The sequence below is a fragment of the Pseudoalteromonas sp. Hal040 genome, assembly GCF_037162425.1.
Taxonomy (GTDB): domain Bacteria; phylum Pseudomonadota; class Gammaproteobacteria; order Enterobacterales; family Alteromonadaceae; genus Pseudoalteromonas; species Pseudoalteromonas gelatinilytica.
Genome location: NZ_JARLUU010000001.1, coordinates 782,110 through 799,528 on the forward strand (window position 1 = coordinate 782,110; position 17,419 = coordinate 799,528).

Annotated in this window: 14 protein-coding genes and 1 pseudogene; 6 read left to right on the forward strand and 9 right to left on the reverse strand. The window is 41.5% G+C overall.

The genetic code is table 11. The features are described 5' to 3' along the window. Window positions 1-8: 8 nt before the first annotated feature. Window positions 9-3,029 (reverse strand): carboxypeptidase regulatory-like domain-containing protein, encoded by a 3,021-nt coding sequence (locus P4S60_RS03555; RefSeq protein ID WP_337115024.1) that lies wholly within the window; start codon window positions 3,027-3,029, stop codon window positions 9-11. Between the two features lie 378 nt (window positions 3,030-3,407). Continuing rightward, complete coding sequence (locus P4S60_RS03560) at window positions 3,408-4,253, reverse strand: MurR/RpiR family transcriptional regulator (protein ID WP_054560797.1); 846 nt, start codon at window positions 4,251-4,253, stop codon at window positions 3,408-3,410. Window positions 4,254-4,590: 337 nt separating this feature from the next. Between P4S60_RS03560 and pbp4b the strand changes: the two are divergent. Together pbp4b and P4S60_RS03570 are read left to right on the forward strand one after the other, a co-directional pair. After that, window positions 4,591-7,037, forward strand: a pseudogene (gene pbp4b / locus P4S60_RS03565) (penicillin binding protein PBP4B). Between the two features lie 94 nt (window positions 7,038-7,131). Next, window positions 7,132-8,508: a Na+/H+ antiporter NhaC family protein gene (locus P4S60_RS03570; RefSeq protein ID WP_063703429.1), complete on the forward strand. Its 1,377-nt coding sequence runs from the start codon at window positions 7,132-7,134 to the stop codon at window positions 8,506-8,508. Between the two features lie 317 nt (window positions 8,509-8,825). Here the strand turns inward: P4S60_RS03570 and P4S60_RS03575 are convergent, their stop codons facing one another. Genes P4S60_RS03575 through P4S60_RS03585 form a run of 3 tightly spaced genes read right to left on the reverse strand, consistent with a single transcriptional unit; the run spans window position 8,826 to window position 10,620 of the window. Beyond that, a complete protein-coding gene (locus tag P4S60_RS03575; protein ID WP_337115025.1) occupies window positions 8,826-9,425 on the reverse strand; it encodes a hypothetical protein in 600 nt (199 codons plus the stop codon). Next, window positions 9,415-9,966 (reverse strand): RNA polymerase sigma factor, encoded by a 552-nt coding sequence (locus P4S60_RS03580; RefSeq protein WP_337115026.1) that lies wholly within the window; start codon window positions 9,964-9,966, stop codon window positions 9,415-9,417. The genes P4S60_RS03575 and P4S60_RS03580 overlap by 11 nt, the downstream gene beginning before the upstream one ends. A gap of 6 nt (window positions 9,967-9,972) precedes the next feature. Continuing rightward, window positions 9,973-10,620: an energy transducer TonB gene (locus P4S60_RS03585; RefSeq protein WP_337115027.1), complete on the reverse strand. Its 648-nt coding sequence runs from the start codon at window positions 10,618-10,620 to the stop codon at window positions 9,973-9,975. Between the two features lie 105 nt (window positions 10,621-10,725). On the opposite strand from P4S60_RS03585, the gene P4S60_RS03590 reads away from it, so the two are divergent. Both P4S60_RS03590 and P4S60_RS03595 read left to right on the forward strand, forming a co-directional pair. After that, complete coding sequence (locus P4S60_RS03590) at window positions 10,726-11,232, forward strand: DUF3087 domain-containing protein (RefSeq protein WP_337115028.1); 507 nt, start codon at window positions 10,726-10,728, stop codon at window positions 11,230-11,232. Window positions 11,233-11,241: 9 nt separating this feature from the next. Next, window positions 11,242-11,691, forward strand: coding sequence for a low molecular weight protein-tyrosine-phosphatase (locus P4S60_RS03595; RefSeq protein ID WP_337115029.1), 450 nt, complete (start codon window positions 11,242-11,244; stop codon window positions 11,689-11,691). A gap of 26 nt (window positions 11,692-11,717) precedes the next feature. Here P4S60_RS03595 and P4S60_RS03600 read toward each other — a convergent pair whose 3' ends face one another. From P4S60_RS03600 to P4S60_RS03615, 4 genes are all read right to left on the reverse strand, one after another. Continuing rightward, window positions 11,718-12,791 (reverse strand): energy transducer TonB, encoded by a 1,074-nt coding sequence (locus P4S60_RS03600; protein ID WP_337115030.1) that lies wholly within the window; start codon window positions 12,789-12,791, stop codon window positions 11,718-11,720. A 189-nt stretch (window positions 12,792-12,980) separates the two neighbouring features. Further along, the gene (locus tag P4S60_RS03605) at window positions 12,981-13,913 is read right to left on the reverse strand and encodes a nuclear transport factor 2 family protein (RefSeq protein ID WP_337115031.1); all 933 of its coding nucleotides are present in this window, start codon (window positions 13,911-13,913) and stop codon (window positions 12,981-12,983) included. Further along, the gene (locus tag P4S60_RS03610; RefSeq protein WP_337115032.1) at window positions 13,910-14,872 is read right to left on the reverse strand and encodes a TIGR03571 family LLM class oxidoreductase; all 963 of its coding nucleotides are present in this window, start codon (window positions 14,870-14,872) and stop codon (window positions 13,910-13,912) included. Before P4S60_RS03610 ends, P4S60_RS03605 begins: the two co-directional genes overlap by 4 nt. A gap of 1 nt (window position 14,873) precedes the next feature. Continuing rightward, a complete protein-coding gene (locus tag P4S60_RS03615; protein WP_337115033.1) occupies window positions 14,874-15,326 on the reverse strand; it encodes a nuclear transport factor 2 family protein in 453 nt (150 codons plus the stop codon). 100 nt (window positions 15,327-15,426) lie between these two features. On the opposite strand from P4S60_RS03615, the gene P4S60_RS03620 reads away from it, so the two are divergent. Further along, window positions 15,427-16,356, forward strand: coding sequence for a LysR family transcriptional regulator (locus P4S60_RS03620; RefSeq protein ID WP_217876067.1), 930 nt, complete (start codon window positions 15,427-15,429; stop codon window positions 16,354-16,356). A gap of 395 nt (window positions 16,357-16,751) precedes the next feature. Continuing rightward, the gene (locus P4S60_RS03625) at window positions 16,752-17,378 is read left to right on the forward strand and encodes a GTP cyclohydrolase II (RefSeq protein ID WP_054551277.1); all 627 of its coding nucleotides are present in this window, start codon (window positions 16,752-16,754) and stop codon (window positions 17,376-17,378) included. The last annotated feature ends 41 nt before the right edge of the window (window positions 17,379-17,419 follow it).

Genomic DNA, 17,419 nt, shown 5'->3' on the forward strand with positions numbered 1-17,419 from the left:
TGATTAACTTAGAACTTGAAGTTAAACGACAGCTGCACGCGACGTGGGCTGTAGTAGTTACGATATTCACCAAAGGTTTCTGACGAGACATAAGGGTTATTGTTATAACCTGTTTGACGGTCAAATACGTTAAAGATATCAGCGCGGAATTGTAATTCCATGTCACCTGAGAATCTAAAGTCTTGGGTGTAGTTTAAGTCAAGTTGCCAATGGCTTGGGCTACGACGACTACCTGCAGGCTCGCTGTAGCGCGTGGTGCCACTTGAGTAACCGTAGATTGAACCATCCCATGCTTCCCAAGGTTTACCCGACTGGAATACAAAGTATGCACCGATGTTCGCATCCCATGGCACAGTGTAGTAACCATACACTTTTACTTTATGCGGTTTATCACCTGATAGTGTGCCGTATTTGTAATCCCAAGGGTAACGACCGCGGCCATCACCATAGTTCGATGAACCAATGAAGGTATTAGCATCTGTTGTTGCGGTAGTGTTATCTTGGTCGAAGTTACCGTAATAATGACTCCAAACATAAGAAGCATTAATGTAGCTGTTTTCACCTAAGTATTCAGCTTCGATGCTAGCTTCCCAATATTTAGTCTCACCACCATCTACTTCAGCGATAACATAAGATGAACCACCAATCTCATTACGGATGTCATCTAGGTTATCTACATAGAGACCTTTGTCTGCAATATGTTGTGGCACGCCTTCAGCATCAACACCAGAGTAATCAGTTAAGCGCGCATTATTTGGCATATCTTCCCAGAAGTGCGACGCTTTACGGTGACGTACGTGAGCACGTAACACTAAATCAGAACCCACATATTTAGTGGTACCAAGTGTAAACTCTTTGATTTGACGAGGTGTTAAGTCATCAGCAAATACTTTACCTGATGAACCTTGGCGCGGCTCTGCATAAATTACGTTACCCGCTTCATCAAATTCAACTTCAATTTCGGCACGGGTATTACGGTCCCAAGATGCAGCACGTGCAAGAGAGCTTGCTTCAGGGTTATACATTGAGAAGTTTGCAAATACTGAGTCTTGATCTGCATAATTCCAAGTTGCACCTAAACGTGGTTGGATCATATCTGACCAATCTGTTTGGTACATTTTGTACTTTTCGCCAGGTGCTAATTCATAGCCCGAGATGGTACCAGATGCCGATTTAAGACCTTGGCCATACCAAGTATCGCGGCTCACCAACACACCGATGTTGTAAGTCCAATCACCTACTTCAATCGTATCGTTGATTTCGAAATTCAGCGTTTCCATTTCTGAGTTGATAGCAGAAACGGCGTCTTCACCAGCAACTAAGCTCATTTGTTGCACGCGAGCACGGTAAATAACTGGTGCTGAGCTGCCTTCTTCTAAGCTCTCGTCGAGGCCGCCAACATAAGAGATGCTACCCCAACCATTTGAAAGGCGAGACAGTACTTCTTTACCTTCTTTCCATTCGCCACCTACATGTAACGTGTGGTAAGTATCGCCCCAGCTAAATTCATGCTCTAGGTTTAACTCGAAGCTATCACGGTAGAAGTCGATATTATCGTATTGGTAATACGCACCAACACCACCACCGCCAAGCAATTCGCCGTTTTCAGTATAACCGTATTGTGCAATTAGAGGTGCAGCGCCCGCATTAAATGCAGCAATTTGCTCTGCTGTGTAGTTATCATCAGCATCTAATAAGCTTGGTACACTGAAGTAACCCATTTCAGCGAGATTGCTGATGTCAAGTTGACCCGTTAACGATGGCACTACAGATAGCTCTGTATCAGGTGTGGTACCAGACTCAAGTTCAAATTTGCTGTATTGGAATGAAAGGGTTGTTGCGTCACCTAAAATCCAAGAGCCATCCAAAGTAAAGATATCTTGGTTGGCTATATCACCTGCAGAGACGCTGTCTGTTTCGTAAGCGCCAACTGAGCGACCTTCGATGGTTTTTTCTGAGGTACGCTGTGAAATATTAATTAAAATATCGTCTGTTGGTGCCCAAGTTAACTTACCAAAGTATTCATCACGCACACTCTTATAGTCTTTTACTTCACCATAGGCAGTATCTTTATTGGTACGAGTTTCTTCAGGACGAAAATAAGAAGTGTAGAAGTATAAAGTGTCTTCAATAAGTGGGCCGCCTAAACTCGCTGTAAGCCAGCTTTTATCAAGCTCATAGCTTTCTTGACCTGTCGGTGTTGCCACTAAACTTTTAGGTTGAACTTTGTATTCAACATTACCGTGGAATTCGTCAGTACCTGATTTTGATACAGTGTTGATTGAGAAGCCACCTGAACGGTTAAAACCAACCGCTTTTGCACCACCACGGTCCATAGTTACGTAGGCAACGTCATGGGTTGATGGCTCTGATGCTAAGTTACCAAACATAGGGAGTGAAACATCAACACCATCGAAACCGTACGAGTTATCAACACCAGAACCACCGGCTGATGGGCCAAGAGTTGCGTTTTCAGATAGTTCAACACCCGGTACTAGTTTTAATAGGTCGCGGTAATCTTGACCAACTGGCACGCTGTTGATTGCTTCTTCACCTAATGAGTTAGTGAGTGCAGATTTACCTTCGCGGAATAACTTACTGCCAGTTACTGTGATTACTTCAACATTTTCTTTAGCGCCACCCATTGTGACATTTAAGCTTGATGTTTGCTCAAGTAAAACATCCACAGTCATGGTTTGAGTTACACCGTTTTTATCGGTGAAAGTCAGTTCATAAGTACCTGGTTTTAACTGCGGTAAGTCGTAGCTACCATCTTCGCGGGTAACGACGGTGCGTGGTTTTGGCATCACGTTACTTTTTGCAGTAACGGTGATCCCCGCCAGTGACTGCTGCGCTTCAGGTGATGATACTTTACCTTTGATGCTACCAGTTAGATTTGCAAAGGCTGGTGCGCTGGCGAGTGCCGCGGCCATAACAACACCGGTTAAGGCTGTTTTCTTTGCGCGAAGTGCATTGTTAGTCGCTTTGGCTATATAGCTCATTGCGAGTGTGGATGCATGTTGTTTCATTGTTTCCCGTCCTTATATTTATATGCTTTGATGGACTACTTACCCAATTGAGACTTATGAACTTTAAAATTATGTTGCCCATATATTAAACAGGTGTTATTGGATGTGGTCAAGAATATTTTTTTATTTAAAGGTGTGTTTTTAGGAATAAAATATATAACCCATTTTAGGTAAAGTTCAGCAATGGCTTGCTTTAGCTGGGTGCTAAATTATTGGTTGGAGAATTTTGTAAGAAATTATGACTTTTTAGTCAGTTGCTTATCGCAATTATTTAAAGGCTTACAGGGGAAGGTGAAGTGGTAAACTGCATCCGAAAATTTGACACAAAAAAAGCAGCCTAAGCTGCTTTTAAGTATTTATATAACCTTATTGGATAAATTAGTTATTCTTAAATTCGCCAACAACTTCATTAGAATGTTCTAGTAACTTACGGCCTTGGCGGCTCGACTGTGTTAGGGCAATAAACAAAATATCAATGACAAAATCTTGCGCCGTACGCGCTAAAATCGATGATAAACGCACAGACTCGCCTTCAGCAACCGAGTAAAGTTTTACATCAGCCGAGTCGGCAACAAGGCTACTGCCAAATTTAGTCACTGAGATCACCGAGCTTGAATTTTTCTTAGCTTGCTTAACAACTTCGGCAATTTCGCGAGTCATACCTGATTCACTTATCGCGATAACCAAATCACCTTTCGAAAAGGTCGCAACATATGCAAGTTGTGCATGACCATCTGGCTCTGCAATCGCAGGCATACCGAGTTTTTGTAATTTATAAGAAAAATCTTTTGCAACCAGCGCTGAGCCACCTAAACCACAAATCAGAATACGTTTTGCTGATTTTAATAGCTCTACCGCTTTTTCGACTGCCGGCGCTTCGTTGAGGTTTTTTGTTTCGGTTAACACCGCCAATTTACTGCTTAATAGTTTTTCGGCGATTTGCTCTAGCGAGTCATTCAGGGTGATCTTGCCGTGTAGCTTTGGTTCGCTGCTTTCATCGTTAAGGGCATCAATTACTGCAAGTTTAAAAGCAGGGAAGCCTTTATAACCTAACTTTTGCGAAAACTTCACCACACTTGATTGGCTTACACCAACCACTTTTGCTAGTTCAACCGATGATAAATTACGAATCGCATTCGCTGAATTTAACGTAAAGTCAGCAAGCTTAGCTTCGCTGCTCGATAGAGATTGGCGTAAGGCTTTAATTTTTACAAAAGTAGACATAGGGCTCACTTTGTTTGCTTAACTTAGTCAAAACGCAAAGCGATGGTTCTATTATAAACACAGGGCTTGGGCGCATTGTTTGCTTAACACGACGACTTATTTTTGTTTTAGCAGACCTAAGTTTGGAATATTTTTCTTAATTTAGATGGAATAATATAGTTTTATTCCATAATAGATACAACACTAATTATTGAGATAGCTCTATTTTTAGTAACTTAGCGATAATGTATGCTTTTTATTCTTTATTTGTGAAATAAAATATTTTACATGTTAAGTGGGTGTTGCTACTGTATTGCTGAGAATCGTCAACGCTTAAATCATCAGGTATGAATCTGTTATGAGTTTTACCCCTTTGAAAACGTTACTTAAACAGCTGTGTTATCTCAGTAGTGCGGCATTATTAGTAAGCTGTGCCAGTAATCCATATACCTACACACAATCAGCTAATTACAGCCATCGTGTTAAGTTCTTAGTGATGCATTACACCGCCATTGATTACGAAAAATCAATGCGTGCGCTCGTGGATGAAGGGGGCTTAAGTTCACATTATTTATTACCTGAATCAGGCGACCCTAGTTATCCAAAAGACGATTTAGAAATTATTCAGTTGGTTGATGAAAAAGATAGAGCATGGCACGCCGGACGCAGTTTTTGGCAAGGCCGAGAAGATTTAAATGACCATTCAATTGGTATTGAAATAGTGAATGTACCAAGCTGTCATATCCCTGAGGAAACTAAGCTTGTGATGGAAAATGACGCCAGCAAGTTATGTATTTTTCCAGACTATGATGCCAAGCAAATAGAGCTATTAATAAAGCTAAGCAAAGATATTCTTGCTCGGAACCCAGATATCGGCCCAACTCAAGTTATTGGCCATTCGGATATTGCCCCAAGCCGTAAGAACGATCCAGGTCCGCGTTTTCCTTGGTATCAACTGTATAAAGCAGGTATCGGTGCGTGGTATGAAAGCGACACCGTTGATAAGTATTGGCAGCTATTTAGTTCATCAAAGCCTTCTGTTGAGTTAATGCAAAAAGCATTGCGCAGTTACGGCTATGAAGTGATTGCAACGGGTCAGCTTGACTCGCAAACGCTCGATGCCTTAAGTGCTTTTCAAATGCACTTTTTGCCTTGGCATGTAAGTGGCAATAGTGATGCAAGAAGTGCCGCTGTGCTTTTTGCGTTATTAGATAAATACTTTCCTAAAAAGAGTGAGCGGTTATTTCAAGAATATCAGCAGCAACAGCAAGCGGTTGAGCTTGCGCCAAAAACACTGGCCAATGCACAAGTTATAGCGCGTATTCCGGCTCTTGATCCGAGTAGTCGCGCGCTTGTTAACGACAGAGGCACATTCACAGCCTATAAAGGTCGCGGTGAAATCATCATTGAAAACCAAGATGCAACCAGTGCTGATATTTTCATTAATGGTGAAAAAATTAATATTGCCTCACCATTAACAGCCGAAAAAATATATCAATACAGTTTGGCTAAACGCACCCGCGATGGCATTAACACCTATAAAGTAGAAAATGTATTGCCTGAAGGGGCAAGCTTAACCCTGCGTTTTCCTTACCCAACGCTTGATAAAAACAGCACTCAAAAGCGCTTTAGTGCCGTTGATGAATTAATTAATCAAGAGATTAAAGAGGGCTTTCCGGGCGCGGTACTCGCCGTTGTTAAAGATGGCAAGTTGATTAAACTAAGCCATTATGGCGCGGCTAAAAAGTACCATGCTGATGGCAGTGAACTTGCAAGCCCACAAGCTATGCAAAACGATACCTTGTTTGATATAGCCTCAAATTCAAAAATGTTTGCCACTAATTTTGCGCTGATGAAGCTTGCCAGCGAAGGGAAACTCGACGTAGAAAAGCCACTGTTTTATTACCTACCAGAATTTAGGGGCAGCGGCCGTGAACAGCGCTTAGTAAAAGATTTACTCACCCACAGTGCGGGTTACCCAGCCGTGGTCGATTTTCATCGTAAAGACAATAAATTTGGCGAGCGTTTTTTTCTCAAAACAGCCTACGTACTAAAAACCTGCTATTAACAGGCGTCCCTTTTGTGGCTGGTCGGAACGTAAAACACCTATATTCTGATATCGATTATATGTTACTTGGTGTGCTGGTAGAGCGTATTAGTGGCATGGCGCTCGATACCTATGTTGAGAGCCAAATTTATCAGCCACTTGGTTTAACACATACGGTTTATAACCCATTGCAAAAAGGCTTTTTAGCTTCACACATTGCCGCCACAGAGATTAACGGCAATACCCGAGGTGGTCGCATCGAGTTTGAAAATATTCGAACTGATGTGCTGCAAGGTGAAGTACATGATGAAAAAGCGTTTTATGCTTTAGGTGGCGTAGCAGGGCATGCCGGGCTTTTTAGCACTGCCGGTGATTTATCCGTGCTTATGCAGGTGTTACTCAATGGCGGTGGCTACGACAACAAGCAAATTTTTACGCCACAAGTACTTGAGCAATTTACAAACTCCCAAGCAAGTGATGAGACCTATGGTTTAGGTTGGCGACGCGCGGGGCATCAAGCACGTAAATGGCATTTCGGCCCTTATGCCAGTCCGCGGGCTTTTGGTCATACTGGCTGGACAGGCACCGTGACCGTTATTGACCCTGAGTATGACCTTGCTATTGTGCTATTAACCAATGCCCGTCATACACCGATTGAAGGTTCGCAAGAAAATTACCAGTTTGTCGGCAAGCGTTTCGAAACGGGTAAGTATGGCTCTATTATCTCACTGATTTATGAGAGTATATTAAATCACTAGTCGAATTAAGTTGAGTTTGGTGGCAAAGCCATTAAGCTTAGCGAGTTTTCGCATAATAAAAATAAAATGTTGTTCTTAATTTAAAAGGGTTTTTATGTCTTGGTATTCAATTTTACCACCCTTGATTGCTATCTTAATTGTGTTTTGGCGCAAAGAAGTGATCATGGCGTTATTGGTCGCGGTTGCGTCGTCTGAGTTTTTGCTTGCTCTGAATGGTGAAGGTAATACCTTGTTTTTCACCTTTATCAATACCATTGAGCGAGTCATTGAGGTTGCCAGCTCTCCTGGTAATAGCCGTATCCTTATTTTTAGTATTCTAATTGGTGCCTTACTTGCCTACATTCGTGAATCTGGCGGCGTGGCTGCGACAGTTAATTTGCTGATGAACAAAGGGGTTGCTAAAAGTAAGCGCCAAGTCGGTTACTTAACCATGTTCTCAGGTATTGCGGTATTCATTGAATCGAACTTAAGTGTATTAACCTCGGGGATTTTATCGCGTGGTTTATTTGATAAATTTAAAATGAGCCGAGCGCGCCTTGCTTACATTATCGATAGTACCAGCGCACCTGTGTGTATCTTAATCTTGCTAAATGGTTGGGGCGCCTACGTGCTCGGCCTACTTGGCAATTACGAAATGGAAGAGTCGGCGGTATCCGTTTTGTGGGGCAGTATTGGTTATAACTTCTATGCCATCATTACCTTACTAATCGTGTTCTACACCATTACCTTTGACAAGGTACATGGCCCACTTAAGCAAGCTGAAGAAAACCTAGAACAACAAGAAACAGAAGTAGCCGAAGAAGTAAAAGGTTCAAAAGCACGTTACATGCTTGTGCCACTTATCACCTTAATTGGTAGTATGGTTGGCTTTATGTTCTGGACTGGCGATGGCGATATTGCCAGCGGTAGTGGTTCTAAATCAGTGCTGTACGCAACTATTTTAGCTTGTGTTGTAGCTTACTTTTTAATGATTAGCTCGCGTGAATTTACACACCATAAGCTGGTTGATATTGGCTTTAAAGGTATGGGTGAGTTACTGCCATTAGTGTCTATTGTATTGCTATCACTCACGTTAGGCGCAAGCTTAAAAGACCTAGGTACGGGTGTGTTTGTAGCCGGACTAGTCGGTGATTTCTTACCTATTTACTTGGTTGTGCCAGTACTGTTTTTAACCGGTGCGGTAATTTCATTTACCACCGGTACCTCGTGGGGCACATTCGCAATTCTTATTCCAATTGGTGTACCGCTCATTCAAGCTTTAGGGTTACCACCTTCATTGGTCATTGCTGCTATTTTAGGTGGTGGTGTGTTTGGCGATCACTGCTCGCCAATTTCAGATACCAGTGCGGTATCGGCCATTGCATCAGGCTGTGATTTATTAACTCACGTAAAAACTCAAATGCCATACGCCTTATTCGGCGGCGCATTAACTTTCATAGCTTACCTAGTGACGAGTATTATTGTGATATAAAGGCTTTAAGCTGTAAGTCTTAAGTTATAAGTAAAAAAACCACAGAAGTCTGTGGTTTTTTATTGCTTGTAACGTAGGTCGTCATTTATGGCGACAAATTATCTTTTCATTAACGGGCTAAAGCCCGACCTACAGAGTATGGATTGAGGCCATCGCGCGAAATAAATTTCACGCCTACGGTACTCCTTTACTCTTTCCCCTTGGAACTCGCTAACTTTTTTAAATCTTACAGCTCTGAGTGTGTTGGGTTTCGCTACGCTCTACCCAACCTACGAACTCCTTTACTCTTTCCCCTTGGAACTCGCTAACTTTATTGTTTAAGATGTACAATTTTTCGCCTCATGAGTCAGCTGTTTGAGTGCGATAATTTGCCCTTGTTTGTTTTGGTCTAGAGCGAGTAAATCACCCTGGTGAATATGAGTATCAAGGGTGCCGTGTTTTTGTAGCTCTTCAAGGAGTGATTGTTTAATTTGTACTATGACATTTTGCTCGCAGTCGGCGATATACCAGTCATTATCAACACTGACGAGACGGCCAGTGAAGCTGGTGCGGGCTTGGTGATTGGCTAATGCTTGTTGGTAGTTCGCATCTAGGTTTTGTTTTTGTTGTTTAAGATTACTCACATAGCTGCCTTTGGCGTCGAGTTCGTGTACCTCAAGCCATTGATAATCAGATAAATCCACCGCATAAACATCGGTTAACTCGCGGTTGTTGTATTGCAGCATGACAAAACCAAGAATCGCTAAAGCAGCAAAAACACCGGTCATTTGTAAGCCTAAAAAGCGCTGTGGCCTTGGCGTTGCCGACTGTGGCTTTTGCATGTGTGAAAGCTCGTCGGTGCTTAAGCTGTGCTGTGCCTTACGCTTTTGAAAATGTGCTTTTAAATCAGCATCGAGTTGCTCGTCGTTACGCTTCATGATGGCCTCCTAGTTGTTGTTTCAGGTTTTGACGGGCATATCGCAGCCGAGTTTTAATGGTCTCTGGGTTACTTTGTGTGATTGCAACAATGTCTTCGAGACTAAAGCCTTCTTGTTGTAAGGTAAGCGCTTCACGTTGTACAAAGCTAAGCGCCATAAGTGCTTTATCAAAGGCTTCATAGTCGTAGTGATAACTTGCATCCTGAGGTTCAGTAAATAGTTGGTTGTCTTCTAATTCAACGAACTTTTGCAGCTTACGAAATTCATCAATTAATAAATTACGTGCTAACCGAAAAAGCCACGCTTTTGGGTTGTTTTGATCATTGTAAAAGTCGCGTTTATCAATGACTTTTAACCAGGTTTGCTGGCATATATCAAGGGCCAGATCTTTATCACTTTGGGTGACTAGGTAGTGATAAAGATCGTTCCCGTATTGAGCAACGAGTTGGTTAAGGTAACGGTTGTCGCCCGTTTTGGCATACTGCGCCAAACAATCTGTGTTTGGCTTGTCAAATAACCATGTCTTGATGCTCATTAGCATAGGCAGTTATCCATCTATTTTAAAATCAAGTTGAACGCTTTGGTTTGTTTGTAATTGTGCCACACCTTCAACAACTTTAGGGCGATATTTCCAACGTTTAATCGCGCGAATTGCTTCACGGTCAAATACCCGTTTAGGCTCAGCATCAATAATAACAGGGTCAATCACTTCACCAGTCGGTGAAATGCTAAAGCTAATTTGCACCCAGCCTTCAATGCCATCGCGAGCTGCTACGGGTGGGTATTTAGGATTTATACGCACAATTGGTGTCGCATCTCCCGTTGGTTGGTTAATGCTTTTGCTAAGCGTGTCGCCAATGTTATCGAAAGTCATTGTTGGTGTTAAATCTGCTACCACAACTGTATCAGGGTTATCAATCGCTGGGCGTGGTGGCGTTTTCGGTGGCATTTTTACAGCTGGTGGTGGCGGCAATGTTTGCTTTACTTGCACTTTTGAGTCTTTGGGTACTTCATAAATTTCAACCGTGATATCTGGGCCTGTTTTTACATCGGCTCTTTGCTCGGCAGAAATTAAGTACTGCATAAATGCAAATGCTGCAAAGGTCATGATACCGCCGCCAATAATTGCTGAGGTTGTTTTTAAAGCAGCATTGCTGTTATTCAAGCTTGCTGAGTTTAGTGGTAAAGTATGCATAGCCGTTCCTCTTTGGATAATTGCTTTCATAGCTAAAACGGCTGGCAAATAAAAAAGGGGTGAAATTTTTTCACTTTTTATTTTTCACAAGTTTTTTAGGTTGTTATGAAACTTATTCAAATAGATAAAGCCCGTTACCGTAAACATTTAAACCAAGTGATTATTGCTTGTGTAATTGGTCTAGCCGTTGGTAGTTTAGCCATTTCACAAACGTTAATAGCGTTATTTCCTGACCCAAGCGGTAGCCATTTTCATTGGAACCTACTAGGTGTTGTTGTGTGTAGTTTGCTGGTGGGCTTTATGCTTAATAAATACCGCAATCATGATTACATGACTGAAATTGTCTATGTGTGGGAGCTTAAAAAAGCGCTTAATAAAATCACCCGTAAAATGCCAAAGTTAAAAGCAGCAGGGCGCGAGGGCAATGCAGATGCTTTATTAGCAATTCATTACAGCTATGCGGGATCACGTTTGTTATGGCAGCTTGATGACAACACTATTACTATGGATGAGTTGGCAATTAAGCAGGCAGAGCTTGATAGTGTTGCAGATAAATACAATCTCTCGCTTGATGCAGAACGTTATGATGAGTCAATCTTAAAGCAATTTTAAGGACGAAAAATGAAAAAGGTTTTGATTGTTTGCTTAGGCAATATTTGTCGTTCACCTACTGCAGAAGCGGTACTTCGTAGTCGTGCCAAGGCGCTGGGTGTCAATGTCAAAGTTGATTCTGCTGGCACCATTGGTTATCACCAAGGTAACCCACCAGACTCACGCTCAAAAGCAGCAGCCGAAAAGCGCGGTTATAGTTTTAAAGGGATTTATTCGCGACCTGTGACTCAATCAGATTTTCATGAGTTTGATTTAATTCTCGCAGCCGACAAGCAAAACCTTGCTGATTTACAAGCCCTGTGCCCAGAGCACTTACAATATAAGTTGTCGCTATTTTTAACTCATGGTGACGCAGGGGAGAGCGAGATCCCAGATCCCTATTATGGTGGTGATCAAGGTTTCGAAAAGGTACTTGACTTAATTGAGGACGCAGCAGATAACTTATTAAGCAAGTTATAAAAAGGGTCGCACTGCGACCCTGTTATTTAGTTGTTGATTTTAAAATCTAATTGCACCCGAGAAGTCGCAGCAATAGCTTGACCATTTTCAAACTTAGGCGCATAACGCCATTGTTTTACTGCTTTTACCGCTTCTCTTTCAAATGCAGAGCCACCCTCAGAACCTACCACAGTTACATTGTCTACAAAGCCTGACGGGGTTACTTCAAACTCCATTACGACACTGCCGTCTTCCATACGTTGTGCTTTTGACATTGGATATTTAGGATGCACGCGGTATAACGGCTCTTGTTCTTGGCTTTCTTTCCACGGCACCATTTTCGCAATTGCTAAGCAATGTTTGGTTGCTTCGTCGCTTTTACCTGTTTTTTCGTATAGATGAACCAACTTCGAATGGGCGTTTAATTCGGTTTGATGATCAAAGTCTAGCTCTTGATCAAATACGCTAACTACGTGATTCAATCGCTCAATAGCGGTGCTGTATTTACGTTGGTTTTCTGCAAATGCGGCAACTAAAAAGTCAGCGCTAATACGATCGACAGCGTTATTTGGTAAGTTTTCTTGGTAGTACTTATCGGCTTCTTCAAGATATTCCTTTGCTGTGTAATAGCGCTCGCCAGTGCCCTTATAAGCAAGGATACGAGCTGCGGTCATTTTGGCATCAGCAACAAGCTTGGCAGAATTTTGTTTTTCAGCAATAGCAATGACATCATCAAGATACGTATCAGCGCGCTTAGCTGAGGGAGTTGATTCTGCCATGCCGATTAATGAATCATATACTTGCACACTTAGCTTGCCGTGGTTTTGTTCTAGTATTTCGTAGGCTGTACGATATAGCTCAAAGCGTTGCTCTTGTTTGTATTCAGCAAGGCTGTTTGCATAGTTAACAGCAAGATTAGCGGTGTTGTCGGCGCTTTCACCATAAATTCCTTTGCCAAGCTCAAACGCTTTTTTGGCAAGCTCACTACTGTCTTGCTTATTTTCTACAGCAGCGACATAAGCGCGGTAGGTGTCGTTAAATTCTTGGGTGGTCGTTTCATTGGCAATGCCTTGCTGACTAAATAGTAATGCAACACATAAGGCAAGTGAGCTCTTTTTCATAATATTCCTTATTATTTTGCCCAGAGAAGAGGGAACTAATACTTGTTGATGGTAATTATTATCATCATTAGGTACAAGGTCTCTAGTGATTTTTAATGTATCATTATTTTTAATTTAAGTAAAAACAGTGGTTAAGCTTAACCGGTCGCAGGTACTTATGAAAAAGCGCTCACATTGAGCGCTTTATTTTTAGATTATAAACTCGGGCAAATTCTGTTCATCAAACCAACCCGGTATGTAATGAGACTCGTAAAGTCGCCAATTATCATCTGACTCTAATCTTGCTGCTAACTGATAGTGAGCAGCATAGATTTTTCGATTGCCATCATTCACGGGGTTTTCGGGAATGATTCGGGCAATGATAAATCGAGCTGCTTTTTTATCTTGGCTAATCTCCATTTTGACCAACTTTGCAAAGTGCTGCCAAAATGGCGCAAGCAGTCTAAAGTTTTTTAAACTCCCTATAACACTTTCTCTACCAGATAAATCACCTAAAGGAGGAAAGCTGCCTTGTATATCTTGGCTGTAGCAATCAATGAGTAAATTAATATCACAGTTATCAACAGCAAATGCATACTTGTTATAGAGATCAATGAGGGCTTGCTTTGGCTCTGCAGCTTTAAAGTTGCGAATTAATGCCCAAGGAGAGTGTAATTCACTCACGATTGTTGGTTCGCCATCAACTAGCTGCCAGCCCTGAACTCCGGGAAGCATGTTCCAGTTTGGAAGCAAGGATTGCTGTCCTTTATTCCAGTTAACCTGAAATTTAATGTGGTTAATAAGCCATTGCTGGTTTTCATAAACGAAATGAAAAATAAACGTACAACCACATAAAAAGCGTTTTTGCCCATGATTTACATCTACATATGCGTAGCTGCTTGCTGCAGCAGAATCCTTTTGGTGTGCAGTAAACGTATTTGTAAATTCAGCATTCGTTGCATAGTTTTTGAAATCTTCACTCAAGGTTGTTGATACATGCTTTTGCCCATTAACAGAGCCATGGTGATGGCTTTTGAAAACGATATCAGAGCTAAACAGCTTTGCTAACGAGTGCTTATCAGAGCGTAACCAGCTATCTTTAAACTGAGATATTAAGTTTTCGAGCTGTTCTTGAGTACTCATACAGTAGGCTCTCTTTGCTCTTTTTCAAGAGCAGGAATAACAAAGCTACCCAATTCATCAATTACATCTTGGGCAGCCCTTCGAGAAGGTTTTAAGTTTAGCGCAATGTGTTTTACGCCAAGCTCTCTGTGTTTTAACAGTCGCTCAATAAGGGCATTTCGACCAATTCGTACAACATTATAAAAACGCTGATACGGGGCATCTGGGTTTTTATCTAAATCAAAAAATGTGGCATAGCCGTAATGTGGGCTTGTGTTGCTATTGCTTGCAATTGATAGGTTGTTAATGATTTCACTGATGGCTTGTTCATTATCAACAGCCCAAATCCAAGCATTAACATTATTAGCCAACCACTCAAATGATTGCCTAGAGCGACCAACGGCCATAACGGGTATCTGCTGATTTACTGGTTTTGGATAAAGGTCAAGTGAACCATCAAGCTCGCCGTAATGTTGGCTAATGTGTTTAGGAAAGCTTTGTTGGTGTAATGTTTTGATAATTTCAACTGACTCTCTGTAGCGCTCAGCACGCGCGTTAAAATCGACACCAAAAGCTGGGTATTCAACTGGCCTGTCTCCGGTTGAAACTCCTAACACAAAACGACCATTACTTAGATGGTCTACTGAGGCTGCTTGTTTGGCAACCATGATAGGATCGCGTAATGGTAAAACTGCCCCTGCGGTGCCTAAAGTAATTGTATTTGTATGCGCAGCAATGAAACCTGCGTAAGTAAATGGATCAAGCATCTGCGCAGCATCACCAAAATTAGGGTCATAAAAAGGCACATCCCTAAACCAAATACTGGCAATACCTGCTTGTTCAGCCTGCTTAGCAGTTGCTATATCAGCATTGAGGGTGGGGAAAGGGCTGCTAGGATACGTTTCAAGGGGAGTGAGCAATCCCAGCGTTAATTTGTTGTCGGCAAATACATTTGTAAAGCTAGTTGGTAGATTATTCATGTTACTGATCTCCCGTATTCGCTGGCCAGACAACATCAAGTTTAGAGTGACTAATGCGCCATTGACCGTTGACTTTTTCATAGCGATCTAAGTATCGGCCCACTAATAAAAGCGGAGATTCGCTTTGCTCTCTACTTGTAACAAAGTCAATTAGATAGCACTCACCCTGTGCTGTCGTTTTATCTGTTAGCACTATTTGATGGTTCATCACGGCATGAACAAAAGGGAAGTGCTTTCTATTGTGGGTATCGAATTCATCATAAGCATTTTTTAATCCTTGCTTTATCTGTTCAATTCCATTCATTTCACCCACTGTTACTTCGACTCGTGCGTTGCTAGTAAATACTTCTTCCATTTTATGAATTTGACCAGAGTCTAAAAGCTGACTGTAGTTTAATCGAAGAGTTCGGATCTCTTCTTTTTCGAGTAAATCGAGAAGTTTGCGTTCGCTCATCATGTTTCTCTATTGCTGAATAAGTGAACACTATTTTATTATCTTCTTTTTAAATGATAACCTAGCTAATATTCCATTTATTCTGTCCTGAGATTCCATAATGAAACCAGAAGATAGCCCTTTCTTTGGGATTCGAGAGTTTGTTGAAACACTACGCATGGGTACATTCACAGCAGCTGGTAATCGGTTAGGTTTAACAGGCTCCGCTGTTGGTAAAACTGTTACTAGGCTTGAAAGTAAGTTAGGCACGAAGTTATTGCATCGAACAACTCGTAAAATTATGGCAACCCCTGAAGGGCAGCATTATTTTGAAGGCTGGGTAAAAATACTGGCTGAAATAGATAGTCTAGAGCAAGCGGTCACTGCTGGTAGCCATAATGTTTCAGGGCAAGTAAAGCTTCACTTACCTGCCGCGTTCGGCCGTAAGTATGTAATGCCAATACTTTCTAAATTAGCAAACAAGTATCCTAAACTAGAGCTTGCGGTTCACTTTAGTGAAAGTCGTATCAATTTAATAAATGAAAATGTTGATTTGGTGGTACGTATCGGCACATTAGAAGATGATGCCGATCTGGTAGCAAAATTGTTGGGTTATCAAAAGCTAACAGTGTGTGGTAGTCAAGATTATTTTGACCAACATGGTGTGCCAGACACTCCAGCGGATTTGCTCACTCATGATTGTATTATTGGCAGTAAGCGTTCTTCGCAGCCAACGTGGTTGTTCAAAGATAGTAAAAAGCAGTCATTTAACCAGCTCATCAATGCCAGATATATGCTCAGTGATGGAGATGCGATGCTAGATGCCGCACTTAATGGTTTAGGTGTTGCACAATTACCTACATGGCTTATTCAAGAGCAGCTAGATAGTAATAGACTAACTAGTGTTTTAGATACCTTTTCAGGTGCGGTCATGCCAATCAATGTTGTTTGGCCACGATCAAGATATTTGAAGCTTAGTCAGAGGGTTATAATTGATGAGTTAGCAGAGCAGTTTAAGCTTCAATCATCACTTTTTGGTTATTCCTCATAATTATTTTATTTAGCGCTTTTAATACGTTATTAATCAGCGCTGAGGCTCATCATTACACTGTTATTTTTATTATTTTGATAGGTGGTTGATAAAGGTTTTGCGGTTTATTGAGATTAAACTAATCTATTTTTTCGAATATCTGCAGAGGCCTATTAAGTAACTCACTTTAATTCAATAGCCTAGCTTTAAAAAGCAGAGCTTTTAAGGTGTTTTGTTAGCGTCACTAAAGCGAGGCGCAAAGCTCGTATCTTGGGGTGGTTTGAGTGTATAATACTTGAATTGCTGGTAACTGCCTCAATATTAGTTATCACTCGTCGTATGTTGCATCCTTACAACCTTCAAGTTGTTGTAATCACATTTGCAGTATCGCATTTATTTTTTAATTTGGATTTGTCGTGGCGCAAGTAAGAGCAAGAGTCCAGCTGAATGTTGGCAAAAACAGTGATATCCCTGCAGAAATCGTATCTTTCAGTGGCTTAAATGATGGCCAAGAACATGTTGCTTTAGTGTTTAATCAAGCTGATACAGAGCAAGACGTTCCTTTAATTCGTATGCATTCAGAGTGTTTAACGGGCGATGTATTCCATTCATCACGCTGTGATTGTGGTGAGCAATTAAATGAGTGTATCGAGATGATGCACCAACAAGGTGGTATTTTACTATATTTACGCCAAGAGGGTCGTGGCATTGGTTTATACAATAAAATTGATGCTTACGTATTACAGTCGCAAGGCATGAATACCTACGAAGCGAATAACCACTTGGGCTTTGCTGATGATTTACGTGACTTTTCAGACGCGGTGTTAATGCTTGAAGCACTCAACCAAAAGCATGTTAAGTTAATGACTAACAATCCAAATAAGCTTAAAGCACTGCGTGATGCCGGGATTGAAGTTGATTCGGTGGTTGGCACTCATGCGCACATTAAAGCGGGTGTGGTAGGTAACCGAGCTTACCTCGAAACGAAAATCAAACATGGCTCGCACATGCTTGATATTAAAAAAATTAAAAAGCCTGAATAAATTTCACAACAGGTGACTATAAACCAGCGACGCACCCAGTT

What these genes read in the sequence shown, in the direction of transcription:
- P4S60_RS03620 (WP_217876067.1), top strand. Translation starts at nt 15,427, where the DNA reads ATGAAACCAGAAGATAGCCCTTTCTTTGGGATTCGAGAGTTTGTTGAA.
- P4S60_RS03560 (WP_054560797.1), bottom strand. Translation starts at nt 4,253, where the DNA reads ATGTCTACTTTTGTAAAAATTAAAGCCTTACGCCAATCTCTATCGAGC.
- P4S60_RS03580 (WP_337115026.1), bottom strand. Translation starts at nt 9,966, where the DNA reads ATGCTAATGAGCATCAAGACATGGTTATTTGACAAGCCAAACACAGAT.
- P4S60_RS03595 (WP_337115029.1), top strand. Translation starts at nt 11,242, where the DNA reads ATGAAAAAGGTTTTGATTGTTTGCTTAGGCAATATTTGTCGTTCACCT.
- P4S60_RS03605 (WP_337115031.1), bottom strand. Translation starts at nt 13,913, where the DNA reads ATGAGTACTCAAGAACAGCTCGAAAACTTAATATCTCAGTTTAAAGAT.
- P4S60_RS03555 (WP_337115024.1), bottom strand. Translation starts at nt 3,029, where the DNA reads ATGAAACAACATGCATCCACACTCGCAATGAGCTATATAGCCAAAGCG.
- P4S60_RS03590 (WP_337115028.1), top strand. Translation starts at nt 10,726, where the DNA reads ATGAAACTTATTCAAATAGATAAAGCCCGTTACCGTAAACATTTAAAC.
- P4S60_RS03570 (WP_063703429.1), top strand. Translation starts at nt 7,132, where the DNA reads ATGTCTTGGTATTCAATTTTACCACCCTTGATTGCTATCTTAATTGTG.
- P4S60_RS03615 (WP_337115033.1), bottom strand. Translation starts at nt 15,326, where the DNA reads ATGAGCGAACGCAAACTTCTCGATTTACTCGAAAAAGAAGAGATCCGA.
- P4S60_RS03585 (WP_337115027.1), bottom strand. Translation starts at nt 10,620, where the DNA reads ATGCATACTTTACCACTAAACTCAGCAAGCTTGAATAACAGCAATGCT.
- P4S60_RS03610 (WP_337115032.1), bottom strand. Translation starts at nt 14,872, where the DNA reads ATGAATAATCTACCAACTAGCTTTACAAATGTATTTGCCGACAACAAA.
- P4S60_RS03575 (WP_337115025.1), bottom strand. Translation starts at nt 9,425, where the DNA reads ATGAAGCGTAACGACGAGCAACTCGATGCTGATTTAAAAGCACATTTT.
- P4S60_RS03600 (WP_337115030.1), bottom strand. Translation starts at nt 12,791, where the DNA reads ATGAAAAAGAGCTCACTTGCCTTATGTGTTGCATTACTATTTAGTCAG.